Here is an 18,435-nt window from a genome sequence, read left to right on the forward strand (position 1 = left end):
CTGAATCAGCTTTCCACAATGACGGTGGCGCACGCGTAGCGCCGCTCATCCGCCAGTGATACATGCACATGCCGCACGCCAAGCGCTTGCGCAAACTCAGCCGCTCTCCCCAGAAAACGCAGGCATGGCTTGCCCAAATCGTTATTGAACACCTCGAATTGGGCGAACGCCAGCCCCTGACGAATCCCCGTACCAAACGCTTTCGACGCCGCTTCCTTTACTGCAAAACGTTTTGCCAAAAAACGAATCGGCTGTTGATGCTCCCGGTAAATCCCCCATTCGGCGTCGCTCAGAATGCGCCGCGCGAGACGATCGCCGGAGCGTTCAACTGTCGCTTCAATGCGGGCGATTTCTACGATGTCGGTGCCCAGACCCAAGATCGCCATTAACGACGCGCTTCCCGCATTAAGGATTTCATTTCGGCGACGGCGGCCGTCAAGCCGCTCATGACGGCGCGTCCGATGATCGAGTGACCAATATTCAGCTCATGCATTTCCGGCAGAGCGGCAATGGGCTGAACGTTATGATAGGTCAGACCGTGACCGGCATTGACGAGGAGCCCTTTTGCTGCTGCATAGGTCGCGGCATCACGGATGCGCTCGAATTCATGTTGGCGCGCCTCATCACCGTCGGCATCCGCGTAAGCGCCGGTATGCAGTTCGATGTAGGGGGCGGCACAGGCGACGGCGGCATCAATTTGGGTGCGAGCGGGATCGATAAACAAAGAAACGTTAATCCCGGCAGCCTTCAACCTCTTCACGGCATCCTGCATCTTGTTTAGCTGTCCGGCGACGTCCAGACCGCCTTCCGTCGTCACTTCCTGCCGTTTTTCCGGCACCAGGCAGCAGAAGTGTGGCTGTAGCTCACAGGCGATAGCCACCATCTCATCCGTGACCGCCATTTCCAGGTTCATACGCGTCTGAATAGTCTGGCGCAGGAGGCTCACATCGCGATCTGTGATGTGGCGACGGTCTTCACGCAGATGCACGGTAATGCCGTCCGCCCCCGCTTGTTCAGCGATAAAAGCGGCCTGAACCGGGTCGGGATACGCTGTACCCCGAGCGTTACGCAAGGTCGCGATATGATCGATATTTACACCTAACAACAGCTCAGCCATGATCCATCCTTACTCTCTGTCTCATCAATGACGTCAGTTTACACCGCCGCCGATCCTGTTGGGTACTCCCACGCCTATTCTTCAGGCGGCGCAGGCTTAGGGGGTTTGATCACAAACTGCCGGAACAGCTCTCGGCTTTTGAGGGGTTTACCACCAAGGTAGGGCTTGAGCGCCATGCGGGTAAACCGTTTGGCTGCGCGCAGCGTGTCCGTATCAGGAAACTCCCGAGCCGCCAGCGAACGTAGTTCGCGTCCGGTAAAACTGAGGCGGTCCACCACCAGACTGGCAATAAACCCTTTCTCTTCCCGATAGCGATAGGTCATGCCGTCCGCGACACTCTCGCCGCTGCCTGCGCAGTGAAGAAAGTCGACGCCATAGCCAAGATGCCCCAGCAAGGCCAGCTCAAAGCGGCGCAGCGCAGGTTCAGGCGAACCGTCGAGCGCGGCCAACTGTTGTAGGCAGTGCAGATAATCGAAGAAGAGCGCGGAGAAGTTGGTTTCGAACTCGAGAACCCGAGTCAGCAATTCATTGACATACAAACCGCTGTAAAGGGTGCTGCCGCTGATGGGAAGAGCCAGCGAAACCGGCTCGGCGTTACGAAGCGTTTTGACATCGCCCCGGCCGCTCCAGCGCACCAGCAGCGGCGTGAACGGCTGAAGGCACCCTTTCAGGCTGGAACGCCGTGCCCGAGCGCCTTTCGCCAACATCCGGACACGCCCCTGATTTTCCGTGAACAGATCCAGCAGCAGGCTGGTTTCGCTATAGGGGCGCCCATGCAAGACAAATGCGCGCTGCCAGCCTTCCATAGGCCGACCCCTTAGAGGTCGTCGTTGTAACCCAGACTGCGTAGCGCACGTTCGTCGTCCGCCCAGCCGGATTTCACTTTAACCCACAGTTCCAGATGCACTTTTGCCTCGAACATCTGTTCCATATCCTGACGGGCTTCAATGCCGATGGTTTTGATCTTGGAGCCTTTGTTACCGATTACCATTTTTTTCTGGCCTTCACGCTCGACCAGAATCAGACCGTTGATATCATATCCCCCGCGTTCATTCGTCACAAAACGCTCGATTTCCACAGTCACCGAATATGGCAGCTCTTCCCCCAGAAAACGCATCAGCTTTTCACGGATAATCTCGGAAGCCATGAAGCGCTGAGAACGATCGGTGATGTAGTCTTCCGGGAAGTGGTGTTCCGCCTGCGTCAGGTGCTTACGGACGATGCTGGCGATAGTGTCGACATTCATGCCTTTCTCGGCGCTCATCGGCACGACATCCAAAAACTTCATCTTCTGGCTAATCATCTGAATGTGCGGCAGCAGTTTGCTTTTGTCCGTCACGTTATCGACTTTATTGATAGCCAGCAGCACGGGATGTTTCTGATCGCGAAGTTTGTTGACCACCATTTCGTCGTCTTCGGTCCAGTGCGTCCCTTCAACAACAAAAATAACCAGTTCTACGTCGCCGATGGAACTGCTGGCGGCGCGGTTCATTAACCGGTTGATCGCCCGTTTTTCTTCGATATGCAGCCCCGGGGTATCCACGTAGATCGCCTGATAAGGCCCTTCGGTGTGAATACCCATAATACGGTGGCGCGTCGTCTGCGGTTTACGGGAGGTAATTGAAACCTTCTGACCCAGCAGCTGGTTCAGCAATGTGGATTTACCGACGTTAGGTCGGCCTACAATCGCGACAAAGCCGCAGTAATTCTGTTCTTCGCTCATTCAAGCTCCAGCTGTATTAACGCTTGTTCTGCCGCAGCCTGCTCGGCTTTACGACGGCTCGACCCCGTGCCAACCACCGGTTCGTTAAACCCGCTGACCAGACAGTGTATGGTGAACTCTTGATCGTGCGCTTCACCACGCACCTGCACCACCAGATAGGTAGGCAGCGGTAAATGCCGTCCTTGCAGGAACTCCTGCAAACGGGTTTTGGGATCTTTCTGCTTGTCGCCTGGGCTAATTTCGTTCAGTCGGCTCTGATACCACTCGAGGATCAGCTTCTCTACCATTTGGATATCGCTGTCCAGAAAGATGCCGCCGATCAGCGCTTCGACCGTGTCCGCCAGAATGGACTCACGGCGGAAACCGCCGCTTTTCAACTCTCCCGGCCCCAGACGCAGGCACTCGCCCAGCTCGAACTCGCGCGCAATCTCCGCCAATGTATTGCCGCGTACCAGCGTGGCGCGCATTCGGCTCATATCCCCTTCATCAACGCGAGGAAAACGGTGATAGAGCGCATTGGCGATCACAAAGCTCAGAATGGAGTCCCCAAGGAATTCCAGCCGCTCATTGTGTTTACTGCTGGCGCTTCGATGCGTAAGCGCCTGCAATAGAAGATCATATTGTCGGAAAGTATAGCCCAGTTTTTTTTGTAAACGATTTATGAGAATGGGGTTCATGTGTTACCAATATCAATCGTGCTTTTGACCACAGCATACGGAACAGCCCTGCTGAACTCTTGATTCGTGCCAAAACTGTTTCGTTTGCACTGGCTCCCGGTAGGGAGCCTGCGTTTATTTATGTCGAAAATATTCTACAACGGAAGGCGCAAAGATATCGCGCGTTTATTACGTTGTATTAGTGAATACCGCCAATCCGGCTCAGGCGTACGCCAGTAGGCCATTGGCCTTCCTGTTTTTCAAAGCTCATCCAGATTGCCGTGGCTTTACCCACCAGATTTCTCTCCGGCACAAAGCCCCAGTAACGGCTGTCAGCGCTGTTGTCACGGTTATCGCCCATCATGAAATAGCTGCCTGCCGGTACGACCCACGAGCTCAACGGCTGATGAGGCTGGTGATAGTACAGGCTCAGCTGATCCTGCGCGATCGGCACGGTAAGAATGTCGTGCGTGACATCGCCCAAGGTTTCTTTACGCGTCATCAGACGAATACCATTCGCCTGCCCGCCCGTCGGAACCTGATAAAAACCGTTGCTGCTTTCGCCGCCCATTCCATTGAAAGTCTGGACAAAGTCGCTTTGCTGCACGTTGCTATAGGTTACGGCGAGCGTTTTATCGCACTCGGAGGAAGGTGAACACGCCGGCTGGATCGTCACCTGCTTGGCGACTGGATCGTAACTCACGCGATCGCCCGGCAAGCCCACAACGCGTTTGATGTAGTCCAGGCTCGGGTTTTCCGGGTATTTGAAGACCGCGATATCACCCCGGCTTGGATGGCCGGTTTCAATCAGCGTTGTCTGGGTAATCGGATCTTTGATGCCATAGGCAAACTTTTCCACCAGAATAAAATCGCCGATCAACAGCGTAGGCATCATCGAACCTGACGGGATCTGAAACGGTTCGTAGATAAACGAACGCACTACCAGCACTACCGCCAGAACGGGGAACACCGAAGCGCAGGTTTCAATCCAGCCTGGCTGTTTGATGCTGCTGGAAAGCGTTTGCTCTCCGGCCGTACCGTCCGACTGCTGGCTTGAATGAGCCAGTCTAGCGCGTCGAGCCGGCGCCCATTTAAAACGGTCCAGACACCACACCACGCCGGTGACCAGCGTCGCGAGCGTCAGAATCAAGGCAAACATATTGGCCATGCCAACTCCTCTGAGATTATTTACTGTCCTTGCCCACGTGCAGAATGGCCAAAAACGCTTCCTGCGGCAGCTCAACGTTGCCGACCTGTTTCATTCGTTTCTTACCGTCTTTCTGTTTCTGCAGCAGTTTTTTCTTACGGCTCACATCGCCGCCATAACATTTGGCCAGCACGTTTTTACGCAGCTGCTTGACGGTGGAACGCGCGATAATGTGGTTGCCGATCGCCGCCTGAATCGCAATATCGAACTGCTGACGCGGGATAAGCTCTTTCATTTTTTCCACCAAGTCGCGACCGCGATACGGCGCATTGTCGTGGTGTGTGATCAACGCCAGCGCATCGACACGCTCGCCGTTGATCAAAACGTCGACGCGTACCATGTTGGAAGCTTGGAATCGTTTGAAATTATAATCTAGCGACGCATAACCGCGTGATGTGGATTTCAGGCGGTCAAAGAAGTCCAGCACCACTTCGGCCATCGGAATATCGTACGTCAACGCCACCTGGTTACCGTGATACACCATGTTGGTCTGCACGCCGCGCTTTTCCACGCACAGCGTAATGACGTTGCCCAGAAACTCCTGCGGCATCAGCATGTGACACTCTGCGATAGGCTCGCGCAGCTCTGCGATATTGTTAATCGCCGGCAACTTGGACGGGCTGTCTACGTAGATGACTTCACCTGCTGTGGTTTCCACTTCGTACACCACCGTCGGAGCGGTGGTGATCAGGTCCAGATCGTATTCACGCTCCAGACGCTCCTGAATGATCTCCATATGCAGCAAGCCCAGGAAGCCGCAGCGGAATCCAAAGCCCAGCGCCGTCGAGCTTTCCGGCTCGTAGAATAAAGAAGCATCGTTCAGGCTGAGTTTGCCCAACGCGTCGCGGAATGACTCATAGTCGTCGGAGCTGACGGGGAACAGGCCTGCATAAACCTGAGGTTTGACTTTTTTAAAGCCAGGCAGCGCGTTTTCCGCCGGTTTACGCGCCAGCGTCAGGGTGTCACCGACCGGCGCGCCCAGAATGTCTTTGATGGCACAGACTAACCAACCTACCTCGCCGCAGTTAAGCGTATCGCGATCCACTCGTTTTGGCGTAAAGATGCCCAGACGCTCGGCGTTGTAAACTTGTCCGGTGCTCATGACCTTGATTTTATCGCCCTTGCGCAGGGAGCCATTTTTAATACGGATCAGAGATACTACGCCCAGATAGTTATCGAACCAGGAGTCGATGATCAACGCCTGTAATGGCGCTTCCGGGTCGCCTACCGGCGGTGGGATATCCCGCACCAGACGTTCGAGGATGTCAGGAACGCCGACGCCGGTTTTCGCGGAGCAACGCACGGCATCCGTCGCATCGATCCCGACAATGTCTTCAATTTCTTCCGCGACCCGATCCGGATCGGCAGCAGGAAGGTCAATTTTGTTAAGGACCGGCACCACTTCCAGATCCATTTCGATCGCCGTATAACAGTTAGCCAGCGTCTGCGCCTCAACGCCCTGTCCCGCATCCACCACCAGCAACGCGCCTTCGCAAGCAGCCAACGAACGGGATACTTCATAAGAGAAGTCAACGTGTCCCGGGGTATCAATGAAGTTCAGCTGGTAGGTTTCGCCGTCGGGGGCTTTATAATCCAGCGTTACGCTTTGCGCTTTGATCGTGATCCCGCGTTCGCGCTCGAGTTCCATAGAGTCCAGAACCTGCGCCGCCATTTCACGCTCGGTTAAACCACCACAAATTTGAATAATGCGGTCAGAGAGCGTCGACTTACCGTGGTCGATGTGGGCAATGATGGAAAAATTTCTTATATGCTTCATTATTAAAGTTTTTCTACCTTGGTATTTCTGAAATCTTGCCGATCGGCATGCGCATTAGCCGACAACGCTGACCGTTGTCATAGGCCCGAATCGCAGCATTCTACATGCCATACGGGGGAAAACCTAGTCATGGGCCGTCTATTAAGACTGTTTATCATCACGTAACTACACCTATTCACGTTGCGGAAGAAGACCGGTCGCTACGCGATATGAAATCCGAGAGTTGATGGCTGAAAAAGACGGGTCACCTTGCCGCCATCAGGCCATTCTGGCCAGGAAACAAGGAAGCGAATCTTATCGCACAGGAAGCCTGGTCGGCTCGTCGGCAATGTATTCAACCTGATGCACGGCACAGCTCATCCGATATTGCGTCCCCTTTCCGATGATCGATCAGGGCGCCGTGAAGGACACACTGTCCGCAATGCGCTTGGCCGTTGCCAACGGCAGTTCGCCAATCACGGTAATTTCGTGTTTTTCTCGCACAACGGAGTGGATCATCCGCCGTCCGAGCAACGCGTTCTGGTCCGGGTGCGTGTCGCCAACCGGGCTAACGTTCACCGAAAAGCTGAATAAACCGTCGCTGTAGAGCCGAGATTCTACCGGCACACCCCCGCTGGGAAGCGGTCGCTGGCTGCGAGAGATCTCTTCAACGCCGTTCGGCAGCCACTGCGTCGACCACGCGAAATCGGCCGATGCCGCCGTGGGTACGCTAAGGAGCGGGGGAAGGCTCATGCGCTCAAGGCTTTTCATCTCTGACTGAACAGAGCCGTCCACCGTCATGGAAAGGACGCGATACTGCTCCAGCAGTTCGCCATTCTGATCCAGCAAATCGACGCGCAGCGGCAGCCTTGTGGTCGCATCCAGGCAAATCACATAGCTAAAGCGCGTGCCGTCCCGGGAGACGATGCGAACGACGTCGCTCTGACGATCGGCAAGGCGAATACGCCCGGTGGGAATAAAGTCGTAATAAGCAGACAGCCGGGGAAAATTGGCATAGATCAATGCAGGCAGCGCATCGACCATGTGATCGCCGGAGAGCGTGAAAGGGTCGAGATTAGCTTCAAAGTAGCTGATATTACGAGCACGTTGAACCACTTCCCGACGAGGGCCGTCAAGATGAAGCAGCTGAGCCAACGTCTCTTTTCCCGCTAACATGTGACGATAGCGGAAGGACTCGATCCCCTGGCGGGACACATTGATAAAATAGATTTCGTAGCTCAGAGACTGACTGGCTCGGCTCATTTGTTGCAACATCGCCCCGGAGTTGTCCTGAGCCGGGGCGATGTTGGAGTAGCCTGCGCCGCCGAAAAGCAGCGCGGTAATAAACAAAAAGCGCTTCATTACTGCGGCTGCATTCCTAATGATTGATTTCCAGGCACCTGAACGGCAGCCTGTTGTTCTTCATGTTGGTCGAAACGCAGTTGGTCAGAATGGACTCGGCGCTGCAGTTCATAGTCCTGCAGCAGCGCATTGATGCGCTCATGCTCAGCCTGTTGCTGACGCTGTCCAACCCTATTGACGCTGTTTTCAGCCGGTATGCTCAGACTGACCGGCGATGCGGAGCCTAAAGCAGGAAGCGTGCTGAACGCCGGAGCTTCAACCGCCCCGTCCGTCGCGACGCCGCCTTGCTGATAGTGCTGCACGCCAACGATGACCGCCAAAGAAACGCAGGCGGCGACACCAATTTGCGTCAGGTTCGCCGCCAATGGACGCACCTTATTCCAGAAGGACAGGTTTTGCCAGGTCCGAGGATGTGGCTGGGATTCGGGCGCCGCCTGCGGGTTGAAGAGAACAGGTTCCTGCTCTAATGCGGCCGCGACGCGGGCTGCGACATCTACGTGCAACATGTGTTCACTGACATCATTGCGCATTGTGTCGCGTATTACATGGTAACGCTGCCAGCTTTCTTGCAGTGTTTCGTCTTTCGACAAAGCGCTCAGCAATTCGTTGTCGACGGCCTCACCATCCATTAAAGCGGAAAGTTTTTCTTTCTGCATACCTTACACCCTTACCTTGTCAAATCGGTCATGATGAACGTTCACAACAAGTTAACGCTGAATAAGCGGTTGTACCTTATTATCAATAGCTTCGCGTGCACGGAAAATACGCGATCGTACAGTGCCCACCGGACAATTCATGATGTCGGCTATCTCTTCGTAGCTCAGCCCATCCAGTTCTCGCAGCGTGATTGCCAGTCTTAAATCTTCCGGCAATGACTCAATCGTGCGGAACACTATCCTACGCAACTCATCAGACAGCATTAAATTCTCAGGGTTCGATATTTCTTTCAACGCGCTGGCATTTTCATAATTTTCAGCGTCGCTGGCGTCTACGTCACTCGACGGAGGGCGCCGTCCCTGCGCAACCAGATAGTTTTTCGCCGTGTTCACAGCAATGCGATACAGCCACGTATAAAACGCACTATCGCCGCGAAAAGACGCGAGCGCGCGATAGGCTTTAATAAATGATTCCTGGACCACGTCCGGAACGTCGCCCGGGGGGACGTACCGAGACACCAGGCTCGCTACTTTATGCTGGTAACGAACAACCAGTAAATTGAACGATTTCCGATCGCCTTTCTGGACCCGTTCAACCAGAACCTGATCTGTCAACTGCTCGCTCATCCGAGGTAAGATCTCCTCAAATTTGTCTCCACGCCTAGGTTACGTAATGCCAGCCACGTTCTAAATCTTTGAGCAAGCACTCGCTTGGAGTCCATACACATCATTAAGTTCCGTTTTAAAAGTCTTTTCTAGTTTGTGTGATCGCTAGTGTAGTTTTCAGTACCAGCCCCGCCTCAACTCTTGCGGCTAGTTGTACCACACTTCCCCCCCTCACGTGCGCCGAATCCCGCTATTCCGGGGTCTATGCATATGTAACACCGTCTTTCCACGCGTTACATCGACAGATAAAAGGCGCGAGTCAGCGCCTGATAGTCAGTGGAATATTGACCATCATCATCTCGAATAATCAGCGAAGACCGTCGGGGGGTGCCCGGCTGCAGTGAGAGCGCAATCAGCGTGCGATGTGCGGGACGTGACGCATACTCCCGCACATCCGTCCGAAGTGACAGGTGCCATCCTTGTTTTTCAGCCAGTGGCACAACCCCCTCCGCGACATCGCAGGGCAACACCACACAAAAAAGCCCCTCAGCCGTCAGCTTCGCTTTGGCGCAACGCAATAACTCTTGATGAGTCAAAGAGGTAGTATAGCGGGCCTGAGCGCGTGACTCCGAACGACAGCTGACTCCCGGAGCAAAATAGGGGGGATTGCTAACAATCAATGCGTAGCGTTCGCGGGTTCGTCCTACGAAGTCGGCGATATCAGTTGTGTGAATGGTCACCTGCTCGCGCCAAGGAGAAGCCACTGCGTTCTCCCTCGCCTGTTGTCCTGCGGCGGCGTCCAGCTCCACACCATCCACCGCCAGCTGGCCTTCTGTGCGCTGCGCTAACATCAGCGTAATCAATCCTGAACCGCAGCCGATATCCAATAGACGTCCCTCTTTCGGCAGCGGCGCCCATGCGCCAAGCAGAATCCCGTCCGTCCCGACTTTCATCGCGCAGCGATCGTGCGCCACGAAAAATTGTTTAAAGGTGAATCCGCCGGAACGTATCGCCGGCGTCGATAAAGGCTGAGTCATTTTACGTCTTTTCCTGTTAAACCGCGGTAGCATAGGAGAAACGCTGACGCAGTAAAAGTCATCTGCATCGCTTAAAGAGATGAACAACCGGGCCAATGAGTCTATAATCGGCGCCCCAAATAGAGGTAGATAATGACAGCGACCAATTTTTCCGAGTTTGATCTTGATGAAAGCCTGCTTAACGCCCTGCAGGATATGGGGTTCTCCCGCCCAACGGCAATTCAGGCTGCCGCCATTCCTCCAGCGATGGACGGACGGGACGTTCTAGGCTCTGCACCAACAGGAACCGGGAAAACGGCCGCCTATCTGCTACCGGCATTGCAGCATCTGCTCGACTTCCCACGTAAAAAATCCGGGCCGCCGCGCATACTGATTCTGACGCCTACGCGGGAATTGGCAATGCAAGTCGCCGAACAGGCAAAAATCCTGGCCGCCCAGACGCATCTGGATATCGCTACCATTACGGGTGGCGTTGCCTATATGAATCATGCCGAAGTCTTCAGCGAGAATCAGGATATCGTCGTCGCAACGACCGGTCGCTTGCTGCAATACATTAAAGAAGAAAACTTCGACTGCCGCGCGGTGGAAACGCTGATCCTGGATGAAGCCGATCGCATGCTCGACATGGGATTCGCGCAGGATATCGAACATATCGCAGGGGAGACTCGCTGGCGTAAACAGACATTGTTGTTTTCTGCGACGTTAGAAGGCGATGCGATTAAGGATTTTGCTGAACGCCTGTTGAAAGAACCAGTAGAGGTCGAGGCCGATCCCTCTCGTCGCGAGCGTAAAAAAATCCAGCAATGGTACTACCGTGCCGACGATCTCCAGCATAAAACCGCGTTGTTGTGTCATCTGCTGAAACAGCCGGAGGTGACTCGCTCCATCGTCTTTGTTCGTAAACGTGAGCGTGTTCATGAAATGGTCGCCTGGCTGCGTGAAGCCGGTATTGAGACCTGCTATCTGGAAGGCGAGATGGTGCAGGCTAAACGCAACGAGGCGATTAAACGTCTTAGCGACGGCCGAGTCAATGTGCTGGTGGCAACCGACATCGCCGCCCGCGGGCTGGACATTAATGATGTCAGCCATGTATTCAACTTCGACCTGCCACGTACCGCAGATACCTATCTGCACCGCATTGGCCGTACCGGGCGTGCCGGACGTAAAGGTTGCGCCATCTCGCTGGTCGAAGCGCACGATCATTTGCTACTGGGAAAAATTAGCCGTTATTTAAACGAGCAGATGAAAGCCAGGGTGGTCGATGAGCTACGACCTTCAACGCGTGCTCCGAGTGCGAAAATAACCGGTAAGCCGTCGAAAAAAGTGTTGGCCAAGCGCGAAGAGAAAAAGCAGAAAGAGAAGCCAAAGACCAAGGCTAAAGTGCGTCACCGCGATAGCAAGAATATCGGTAAACGTCGCAAGCCCAGCAATAGCACAGAAAAGCCGGCTGAAAAAAATAAGTGACAGTCATTTATTAACGAAGAGGCTTAGCTCAAAGGTAGATCCTACTGCGCCCGATGAACATCAGTAGGCCTTCTCGTATCTGACATGTTCGCAAATAACAAAAAAGGGAGCCGATGGCTCCCTTTTCTATACAATTCATCTGTCTTGAATCGTGTTGCTGGCGATTAGAGGCTTTCTGTGAAAGTACGAGTAATCACGTCGCGCTGCTGTTCCGGCGTCAGCGAGTTAAAACGTACGGCATAGCCAGAAACACGAATGGTCAGCTGCGGGTATTTTTCCGGATTCTGAACGGCATCTTCCAGCGTTTCACGGCGTAGCACGTTCACGTTCAAATGCTGACCACCTTCAACGCGAACTTCCGGTTTCAGCTCCAAAGGAATTTCACGATATTCGAACTGTCCCAGATCGCTAACCGGCACAACTTGGTCTTCGTTGTAATCCGCTTTTGAACATACGCAACGCGCTTCTGATTTCTCATCGTCCAGTAACCAGAAAGAATTAACTAATGCGCTGTTGTTTGCTTTGGTGATTTGAATACCTGTAATCATGATTGCCTCCGTAGCACGGCGTGTAAGTCTTAAAGTTGATCTCGTATCCAGTAACAAATCTGCCTGTTGTTTAACATCAGGGTAAACCCGACTGAATCTGCTAACCTGTATACCAGCCAAGCACGGCACAATCATTGATGTAAATCAATTTACGCCATTTATAGATTTCACACCTGAAATCAATCTTTTGTTTTATATCAATTTTAGCATTTCCCCTTCACTGCAAAAAATTCGATATTTTTTCAATTTTTTTGTTAAAACGACGCTTACGCCGCGAATAGTCAGGTTATGGTTTTACCTCTTCAGGATAGAGCGGTAAGCTAGCCCGATTGATCGAATGGACAAGGGCGCATTGATGGCAACTACCCTGACCTGGCACGACGTACTGTCCCAGGAGAAACAACAACCTTACTTTATTGACACGCTGAAGTTCGTTCACCAGGAACGAGAAGCGGGAAAAGTGATCTACCCCCCTCAACAAGATGTGTTCAACGCGTTTCGCTATACCGAATTTCACGATGTAAAAGTCGTTATTCTCGGTCAGGATCCTTATCACGGTCCGAATCAGGCGCACGGCCTCTCTTTTTCGGTTCGGCCTGGGATTCCCGCGCCGCCGTCTCTCGCCAACATTTACAAGGAACTGGCCAGCGACATTCCCAGCTTTGAAATTCCACGACACGGTTTTCTGCAGAGCTGGGCTAAGCAAGGCGTTCTACTGCTTAACACGGTACTGACGGTGGAAGCTGGAAAAGCGCACTCACATGCCAATCTGGGGTGGGAGACGTTTACGGATAAAGTGATATCAGCGCTGAATTCACATCGGGAAGGGATCGTTTTTTTGCTGTGGGGATCTCACGCGCAGAAAAAAGGCAACATTATCGACCAGCAGCGCCACCACGTACTGAAAGCGCCCCACCCCTCCCCGCTTTCAGCGCACCGCGGATTTATGGGATGTCGCCATTTCTCGCAGGCCAATCATCTGCTCGAACAGCAAGGGCTACCACCTATCGATTGGATGCCGCATCTGCCTGAGGAAAACTGATTGTAACGATGGCCTTCGTTCATTCGAACGGGGGCATTTCGTTATAAAACTTGCCGAATTGAAAGATAAGATGCGTTAAAGAAAGTCTGACAGAGGAAAAACGGGGAGGAATATTGGTGGAGCTAAGCGGGATCGAACCGCTGACCTCTTGCATGCCATGCAAGCGCTCTCCCAGCTGAGCTATAGCCCCACACGATAGATAAATTTCAGTTACTCCCAAACATGAAGTTTGGTGGAGCTAAGCGGGATCGAACCGCTGACCTCTTGCATGCCATGCAAGCGCTCTCCCAGCTGAGCTATAGCCCCGTCCTGACACGATATCTGTGTGAACGGGCGCATGATATGCAACGCTACTGGTAGTGTCAACGGCTAAATCTATTTACTACGTCGACCGCTGAAAAAGCCGTCAAGGTGAGCAGAACGCAGCCATCACATCCCCTTGCATCGGACTGTTACCGGCGAGATAGACGTTGAGCAATGAGGCCCATGTCGGGACGAAACCACCTCAGAATGACGGCATCACCGAGGCGTAAACTCGCCGGCAATGTCATCAAGCCCATAAAAAAACCCCGCGCAGCATAGGCCCGCGGGGTCCGATGATGGCAGGTTTTCTATCGTTGATTTACTGCTGAGCTTCGCGTTCAGCAATAAATGATAGCGCGCGTTCGATGCGAGCCAACGCGCGTTTTTGACCTACGCCATGAACGGTGACATCAACACCCGGCGACTGACCTGCGCCCGTGACCGCGACACGCAGCGGCATACCCACTTTGCCCATCCCTTGCTGTAGCTCATCGGCCGTGCTTTGGATAGCATGATGAATATTTTCGGGCGTCCACTCTGTAATGGCAGCCAGCTTGGCGCGAACCAGTTCCAACGGCTGACGAGCGACCGGGCGCAGATGCTTTTTCGCAGCGTCGGCATCGAATGCGTCGAACTCTTCATAGAAATAACGGCAGGATGCCGCCATTTCTTTCAGCGTTTTGCAACGCTCACCCAACAGTTTGACCAATTCACTCAGCTGGGGACCATTGCTCGTATCAATGCCCGCTTGCTCAATATGCCAGGACAGCTGCGTCGCTACATACTCGGCCGGCAAACTATTAATGTAATGGTGATTCAGCCACAGCAGCTTTTCCGTATTGAACGCACTAGCCGACTTGCTGACGGCGTCCAGAGTGAACAACTGTTTCATTTCGTCTATAGAGAAAACTTCCTGATCGCCATGAGCCCAACCCAGACGGACCAGATAGTTTAACAATGCTTCCGGCAGGAAGCCGTCGTCGCGATATTGCATCACGCCTACAGCGCCATGACGTTTAGACAGCTTTTTACCGTCATCGCCTAAAATCATGGAGACATGTGCATATTCCGGGACTGGCGCGCCCAGCGCTTTCAGAATATTAATCTGACGAGGCGTATTGTTGATGTGATCTTCCCCACGTATGACGTGGGTGATTTCCATATCCCAGTCGTCGATCACAACGCAGAAGTTATAGGTTGGCGAACCGTCTGTGCGGCGGATAATCAAATCATCCAGCTCTTGGTTACTGAATTCGATGGGGCCACGGATGTTATCATCAAAGATGACGGAACCTTCCTGCGGATTACGAAAACGCACAACGTGCGGCTCGTCGTCGGCATGGTGTTCGTGGGAATCACGGCAGCACCCGTCATAACGGGGCTTTTCACCATTAGCCATTTGTTGCTCGCGCAGCGCCTCGAGACGCTCCTTGGAGCAATAACATTTATAAGCAGTTCCGTTTTCCAGCATTTCATCAACAACCGCATTGTAGCGATCGAAACGTTTAGTCTGGTAATACGGGCCTTCATCCCAGTCCAGACCCAGCCAGTTCATACCATCCATGATGGCATCGATCGCCTGTTGGGTTGAACGCTCCAGATCGGTATCTTCTATACGTAATACGAATTCGCCATCCTGATGACGGGCGAACAGCCATGAATAGAGTGCGGTACGAGCGCCGCCGACGTGAAGATAGCCAGTAGGACTGGGCGCGAAACGGGTTTTGATTTTCATTGGGATTACGGCCTTATTACTCAACGGCTGTCAGTGAATACCGACGTAAGCTCATATTAAAAGTGGGCAATATTCTATCACTCAACTTCGATTCCTCAACGCAATAACATCGCCTGCCCCGGCACTGTCCCGCCAAAATGCTTACGATTTCAACGCCAATGCACACAAATACGGCTCTCTGACTAATTTTACGACGAACAACCATTTAAGTTTTAAAAAGCGTTGACTCACTATGAACTATCCCTATAATGCCACTCCACACAGCGCGGGTGATTAGCTCAGCTGGGAGAGCACCTCCCTTACAAGGAGGGGGTCGGCGGTTCGATCCCGTCATCACCCACCACTCTTTACTTAGTAAAGAGCTCCGCTGTGAAGAGATTAAGTGTGATAAGTGGGTGATTAGCTCAGCTGGGAGAGCACCTCCCTTACAAGGAGGGGGTCGGCGGTTCGATCCCGTCATCACCCACCACTTCTGCGGGTCGTTAGCTCAGTTGGTAGAGCAGTTGACTTTTAATCAATTGGTCGCAGGTTCGAATCCTGCACGACCCACCATCCCAAGTTTGTTTTCAAATCTCAATAAGCACCTCCGTCTCACATATCGCACGCATCGTGCGGGTGAGAATCTGCGTTCAGATTCGAGCCGAGCGAAGCGAGACAGCCCCCTACCTATCAACACAATCAATTGATTATATTGATATATATTCAGTATATATTTATGTCCCTGTGTTCAAAATCTTCCACCATCAGCACTGAATTAAAACTTTGGACTCTTCATGGCAGCCATACTCCATTCCCTTTTTGCTCAGAACTTAGCCTCTTCTATCACCTGATCCCAGCCACAATAATTCTCGAGGAAGGTGTGTGATAACTGTAGGTAGACGGTTTTTCCGTGGTTGCAACGGATTTTCGGCGGTTTTTTAGCCGGACAATTGTGGAGAGAGGAAAAAGCCGTCACTCATGTGCCGCGGATTTTCGACTCTGGTGCCTCCAACGTTACGCTCGCCCTCCTCTACCTCGACTTCAATATAACCTTTCAACGCGTGACAATTGTCTGCGTCGGTTCGTTTGGGTGGGATGAATCCTGGGAGAAGTCACGGAGTATAGGGTGTCCGAGACATCATTACGGTAGCTCCCCGTCCAAGAGCACAGTGAGCGATGACGAGTTTCAGCGTTATGACCTTTGGGAAGCGGGCATCATATTCATGCGGACGGCCACGTCGATTTCACGAATCATAAGCGTCACAACCGGCCGAACCTCATCGCCTCTTTCGATAACCCATTGATTATTGACTGCGGAAACCACAAACATTCGCCAACGATGATGGACTGCGCTTCAGGCACCGTCTGTCTTTTTCCCGGCAGGGAAATAGCGATAGAGCGTGGATCGACCGATGCCGTATGTAATCGAAATCTGTTGTCGATTATAACCATTAGCCAATAGACGGCCGATCATCTCGCGGTCCGTCGGAGACAATGCCCTCGGCCTTCCTCCTATCCGCCCCTGCGCGCGAGCGGCGGCCATGCCCGCCAGTGTGCGCTCGACGATCAGCTCTCGTTCCATCTCCGCCAGCGCGCTCATGACATGAAAGAAAAAGCGGCCCATCGCCGTGCCGGTATCGATACTGTCGGTCAGGGAACGGAAATGTATCCCGCGATCGTGCAGCTCAGAGATCAGCGCGATAAGATTCTTCACGCTGCGCCCCAATCGGTCCAGCTTCCATACGATAAGCGAATCGCCCTTTTCCATGCACTTCAGCGCACGTTTCAGCCCTGGTCGGTTTTCGACCTTGCCGCTCATTCGGTCTTCGAAAATCTGGTCACAACCTGCGCTAATTAACGCATCGCGCTGTAAATGGTTGGATTGGTCAATTGTTGACACCCTCATATAGCCGATTTTTGCCATTTTCCCTCCCGATCAACGGCTGTGATGACGGGGGATTGTGGCAAATCATGTCGCTATAAGCATTCTCGAAAACCTTGGTTTGGGGGAAGGCTCTGCGCTACCGGTGGGGACCCCGATTCCCTGGCCGTCCGCGACGGTCCCTGCGGGATGGCTCCAGTGCAACGGTTCGAGCTTTACCGCCGCCCAATACCCGAAGCTGGCGCAGGTGTATCCGGAACTCAAATTACCGGACCTGCGCGGCGAGTTTATCCGTGGTTGGGATAGTGGGCGCGGGGTCGATGGCGGGCGGGCATTACTCGCTGCTCAAGGCGATGAGCTCAAATCGCACAACCATGGTTTCATTAATGAATATGGAACAGCCACAACAAGGTTCATTGCTTTCACTGATCAAAACAATGAAGGCGTAGATGGCGGACTTAGAGAAGGGAGTCGAGCGTGGACTTACGTCTGGTTGGGAAATACCGGAGGAAATGAAACAAGACCCCGCAACATCGCATTTAACTACATCGTGAGGGCCGCATAATGTCGACAGCCGAATTGAATCATGACCTGATCGCCGTGGTGGCCGGGGATATCACCGTCTACCATTTTAATGAGTTAACCGGTGAATATCATTTCCCGACTACACAATATCTGCCGGTGGGCGTCGGCCTGCCCGCGCATTCCTGTTTCGATGCGCCGCTGGTGCCTAAAGAGGGATACGCCATTTGTAGAAACGCCGAGCGTTCCGCATGGGAATATATCAGCGACCATCGCGGCGAAACGGTTTACAACACGCAAACCCGGCAACCCATCACGCTGACGACGCTGGGAGCGTATCCGGAAAATACCACGCTGCTTGCGCCCGCGACGGAATACGATGTTTGGGACGGGACAAACTGGGTGTTGGACGTTGCTGCAAAGCATGAAGGCGAGATCGCGCAAGCAGAACAACGCCGGCAAACGCTGCTGACTGAGGCAGATACCGTGACGTCGGACTGGCGGATCGCGCTGATGCTCGGCGATATCAGCGACAGCGACAAAACCAAACTGTCGGCGTGGATGGCCTATAAATCCGCGGTCAAAGCCGTCGATGTATCAACGGCCCCTGACGTGAGCTGGCCTGCGCAACCAGAAGAGTAATTTCTCCATCAGCGCTCTACAGGGGCCAGTCTGGAAACAGGCTGGCCTTTTGTTTCTTTGGATAGTGATATTGCCCTCTGGGGAAAATTAAGAATAAGCATAATTCTCTTATTTTCATTACGTTGACGGGGACTCTGATAGCCCTGACTTGGCACTTACTACTTACTTGATGGCCCCGGCGGCGCAATATAAAAGCGG

At 53.2% G+C, this 18,435-nt stretch carries 18 protein-coding genes and 5 tRNA genes; 7 read left to right on the plus strand and 16 right to left on the minus strand.

Annotated features, from left to right (window positions below):
• Positions 1-5: 5 nt before the first annotated feature.
• The 11 genes from acpS to trmN form a co-directional block, all read right to left on the minus strand.
• A complete protein-coding gene (gene acpS, locus BLU64_RS12525; protein ID WP_026741945.1) occupies positions 6-386 on the minus strand; it encodes a holo-ACP synthase in 381 nt (126 codons plus the stop codon).
• Positions 386-1,117, minus strand: coding sequence for a pyridoxine 5'-phosphate synthase (pdxJ, locus tag BLU64_RS12530; protein ID WP_026741944.1), 732 nt, complete (start codon positions 1,115-1,117; stop codon positions 386-388). The genes acpS and pdxJ overlap by 1 nt, the downstream gene beginning before the upstream one ends.
• Before the next feature lie 74 nt (positions 1,118-1,191).
• Positions 1,192-1,923, minus strand: coding sequence for a DNA repair protein RecO (gene recO, locus BLU64_RS12535; RefSeq protein WP_026741943.1), 732 nt, complete (start codon positions 1,921-1,923; stop codon positions 1,192-1,194).
• Between the two features lie 11 nt (positions 1,924-1,934).
• A complete protein-coding gene (gene era / locus BLU64_RS12540; RefSeq protein ID WP_026741942.1) occupies positions 1,935-2,840 on the minus strand; it encodes a GTPase Era in 906 nt (301 codons plus the stop codon).
• Positions 2,837-3,517 carry a ribonuclease III gene (rnc, locus tag BLU64_RS12545; protein ID WP_026741941.1) on the minus strand — a complete coding sequence of 227 codons (681 nt, stop codon included), beginning with the start codon at positions 3,515-3,517 and terminating at the stop codon, positions 2,837-2,839. Before rnc ends, era begins: the two co-directional genes overlap by 4 nt.
• A 178-nt stretch (positions 3,518-3,695) precedes the next feature.
• The gene (lepB, locus tag BLU64_RS12550; protein WP_026741940.1) at positions 3,696-4,664 is read right to left on the minus strand and encodes a signal peptidase I; all 969 of its coding nucleotides are present in this window, start codon (positions 4,662-4,664) and stop codon (positions 3,696-3,698) included.
• Positions 4,665-4,680: 16 nt separating this feature from the next.
• Complete coding sequence (gene lepA / locus BLU64_RS12555; protein ID WP_074728910.1) at positions 4,681-6,480, minus strand: translation elongation factor 4; 1,800 nt, start codon at positions 6,478-6,480, stop codon at positions 4,681-4,683.
• Positions 6,481-6,870: 390 nt separating this feature from the next.
• Positions 6,871-7,821, minus strand: coding sequence for a sigma-E factor regulatory protein RseB (gene rseB / locus BLU64_RS12560; RefSeq protein ID WP_074728912.1), 951 nt, complete (start codon positions 7,819-7,821; stop codon positions 6,871-6,873).
• Positions 7,821-8,477 carry an anti-sigma-E factor RseA gene (gene rseA, locus BLU64_RS12565; RefSeq protein ID WP_026741937.1) on the minus strand — a complete coding sequence of 219 codons (657 nt, stop codon included), beginning with the start codon at positions 8,475-8,477 and terminating at the stop codon, positions 7,821-7,823. Before rseA ends, rseB begins: the two co-directional genes overlap by 1 nt.
• Before the next feature lie 51 nt (positions 8,478-8,528).
• Positions 8,529-9,104, minus strand: coding sequence for an RNA polymerase sigma factor RpoE (gene rpoE, locus BLU64_RS12570; RefSeq protein WP_074728913.1), 576 nt, complete (start codon positions 9,102-9,104; stop codon positions 8,529-8,531).
• 272 nt (positions 9,105-9,376) lie between these two features.
• The gene (gene trmN, locus BLU64_RS12575) at positions 9,377-10,120 is read right to left on the minus strand and encodes a tRNA(1)(Val) (adenine(37)-N(6))-methyltransferase TrmN (RefSeq protein WP_026741935.1); all 744 of its coding nucleotides are present in this window, start codon (positions 10,118-10,120) and stop codon (positions 9,377-9,379) included.
• Between the two features lie 132 nt (positions 10,121-10,252).
• Here trmN and srmB point away from each other — a divergent pair, with 132 nt between their 5' ends.
• Positions 10,253-11,584, plus strand: a complete 1,332-nt coding sequence (srmB, locus tag BLU64_RS12580) for an ATP-dependent RNA helicase SrmB (protein ID WP_026741934.1) — start codon at positions 10,253-10,255, stop codon at positions 11,582-11,584.
• Positions 11,585-11,748: 164 nt separating this feature from the next.
• Here the strand turns inward: srmB and grcA are convergent, their stop codons facing one another.
• Entirely contained in the window at positions 11,749-12,132 is a 384-nt protein-coding gene (gene grcA / locus BLU64_RS12585) for an autonomous glycyl radical cofactor GrcA (RefSeq protein WP_026741933.1), read from the minus strand.
• A gap of 355 nt (positions 12,133-12,487) precedes the next feature.
• On the opposite strand from grcA, the gene ung reads away from it, so the two are divergent.
• Complete coding sequence (gene ung / locus BLU64_RS12590) at positions 12,488-13,174, plus strand: uracil-DNA glycosylase (protein WP_026741932.1); 687 nt, start codon at positions 12,488-12,490, stop codon at positions 13,172-13,174.
• Positions 13,175-13,288: 114 nt separating this feature from the next.
• Here ung and BLU64_RS12595 read toward each other — a convergent pair.
• The 3 genes from BLU64_RS12595 to gltX form a co-directional block, all read right to left on the minus strand.
• A tRNA-Ala gene (locus BLU64_RS12595) sits at positions 13,289-13,364 on the minus strand.
• A 40-nt stretch (positions 13,365-13,404) separates the two neighbouring features.
• A tRNA-Ala gene (locus BLU64_RS12600) sits at positions 13,405-13,480 on the minus strand.
• A 316-nt stretch (positions 13,481-13,796) separates the two neighbouring features.
• Positions 13,797-15,212, minus strand: coding sequence for a glutamate--tRNA ligase (gene gltX / locus BLU64_RS12605; RefSeq protein ID WP_074728915.1), 1,416 nt, complete (start codon positions 15,210-15,212; stop codon positions 13,797-13,799).
• 267 nt (positions 15,213-15,479) lie between these two features.
• Between gltX and BLU64_RS12610 the strand changes: the two genes are divergently transcribed.
• The 3 genes from BLU64_RS12610 to BLU64_RS12620 all read left to right on the plus strand — a co-directional run bounded on the left by BLU64_RS12610 (position 15,480) and on the right by BLU64_RS12620 (position 15,764).
• Positions 15,480-15,555, plus strand: a tRNA-Val gene (locus BLU64_RS12610).
• Positions 15,556-15,605: 50 nt separating this feature from the next.
• Positions 15,606-15,681 (plus strand) — tRNA-Val (locus BLU64_RS12615).
• A gap of 7 nt (positions 15,682-15,688) precedes the next feature.
• Positions 15,689-15,764 (plus strand) — tRNA-Lys (locus tag BLU64_RS12620).
• A 781-nt stretch (positions 15,765-16,545) separates the two neighbouring features.
• Here BLU64_RS12620 and BLU64_RS12625 read toward each other — a convergent pair.
• Positions 16,546-17,115, minus strand: coding sequence for a recombinase family protein (locus tag BLU64_RS12625; RefSeq protein WP_026741930.1), 570 nt, complete (start codon positions 17,113-17,115; stop codon positions 16,546-16,548).
• A gap of 37 nt (positions 17,116-17,152) precedes the next feature.
• Between BLU64_RS12625 and BLU64_RS12630 the strand changes: the two genes are divergently transcribed.
• Both BLU64_RS12630 and BLU64_RS12635 read left to right on the plus strand, forming a co-directional pair.
• Positions 17,153-17,638 carry a phage tail protein gene (locus tag BLU64_RS12630; RefSeq protein WP_026741929.1) on the plus strand — a complete coding sequence of 162 codons (486 nt, stop codon included), beginning with the start codon at positions 17,153-17,155 and terminating at the stop codon, positions 17,636-17,638.
• Positions 17,638-18,237 carry a tail fiber assembly protein gene (locus tag BLU64_RS12635; protein ID WP_074728917.1) on the plus strand — a complete coding sequence of 200 codons (600 nt, stop codon included), beginning with the start codon at positions 17,638-17,640 and terminating at the stop codon, positions 18,235-18,237. The genes BLU64_RS12630 and BLU64_RS12635 overlap by 1 nt, the downstream gene beginning before the upstream one ends.
• Positions 18,238-18,435 lie beyond the last annotated feature (198 nt).

This window comes from Lonsdalea quercina, assembly GCF_900107885.1.
Lineage (GTDB): Bacteria > Pseudomonadota > Gammaproteobacteria > Enterobacterales > Enterobacteriaceae > Lonsdalea > Lonsdalea quercina.

Excerpts from the sequence above, each read along its gene's own strand:
- acpS (WP_026741945.1), bottom strand. The coding sequence starts at position 386 with ATGGCGATCTTGGGTCTGGGCACCGACATCGTAGAAATCGCCCGCATT.
- lepB (WP_026741940.1), bottom strand. The coding sequence starts at position 4,664 with ATGGCCAATATGTTTGCCTTGATTCTGACGCTCGCGACGCTGGTCACC.
- srmB (WP_026741934.1), top strand. The coding sequence starts at position 10,253 with ATGACAGCGACCAATTTTTCCGAGTTTGATCTTGATGAAAGCCTGCTT.
- gltX (WP_074728915.1), bottom strand. The coding sequence starts at position 15,212 with ATGAAAATCAAAACCCGTTTCGCGCCCAGTCCTACTGGCTATCTTCAC.
- era (WP_026741942.1), bottom strand. The coding sequence starts at position 2,840 with ATGAGCGAAGAACAGAATTACTGCGGCTTTGTCGCGATTGTAGGCCGA.
- lepA (WP_074728910.1), bottom strand. The coding sequence starts at position 6,480 with ATGAAGCATATAAGAAATTTTTCCATCATTGCCCACATCGACCACGGT.
- rseB (WP_074728912.1), bottom strand. The coding sequence starts at position 7,821 with ATGAAGCGCTTTTTGTTTATTACCGCGCTGCTTTTCGGCGGCGCAGGC.
- BLU64_RS12635 (WP_074728917.1), top strand. The coding sequence starts at position 17,638 with ATGTCGACAGCCGAATTGAATCATGACCTGATCGCCGTGGTGGCCGGG.
- recO (WP_026741943.1), bottom strand. The coding sequence starts at position 1,923 with ATGGAAGGCTGGCAGCGCGCATTTGTCTTGCATGGGCGCCCCTATAGC.
- grcA (WP_026741933.1), bottom strand. The coding sequence starts at position 12,132 with ATGATTACAGGTATTCAAATCACCAAAGCAAACAACAGCGCATTAGTT.
- pdxJ (WP_026741944.1), bottom strand. The coding sequence starts at position 1,117 with ATGGCTGAGCTGTTGTTAGGTGTAAATATCGATCATATCGCGACCTTG.
- trmN (WP_026741935.1), bottom strand. The coding sequence starts at position 10,120 with ATGACTCAGCCTTTATCGACGCCGGCGATACGTTCCGGCGGATTCACC.
- ung (WP_026741932.1), top strand. The coding sequence starts at position 12,488 with ATGGCAACTACCCTGACCTGGCACGACGTACTGTCCCAGGAGAAACAA.
- rseA (WP_026741937.1), bottom strand. The coding sequence starts at position 8,477 with ATGCAGAAAGAAAAACTTTCCGCTTTAATGGATGGTGAGGCCGTCGAC.
- rnc (WP_026741941.1), bottom strand. The coding sequence starts at position 3,517 with ATGAACCCCATTCTCATAAATCGTTTACAAAAAAAACTGGGCTATACT.
- rpoE (WP_074728913.1), bottom strand. The coding sequence starts at position 9,104 with ATGAGCGAGCAGTTGACAGATCAGGTTCTGGTTGAACGGGTCCAGAAA.
- BLU64_RS12625 (WP_026741930.1), bottom strand. The coding sequence starts at position 17,115 with ATGGCAAAAATCGGCTATATGAGGGTGTCAACAATTGACCAATCCAAC.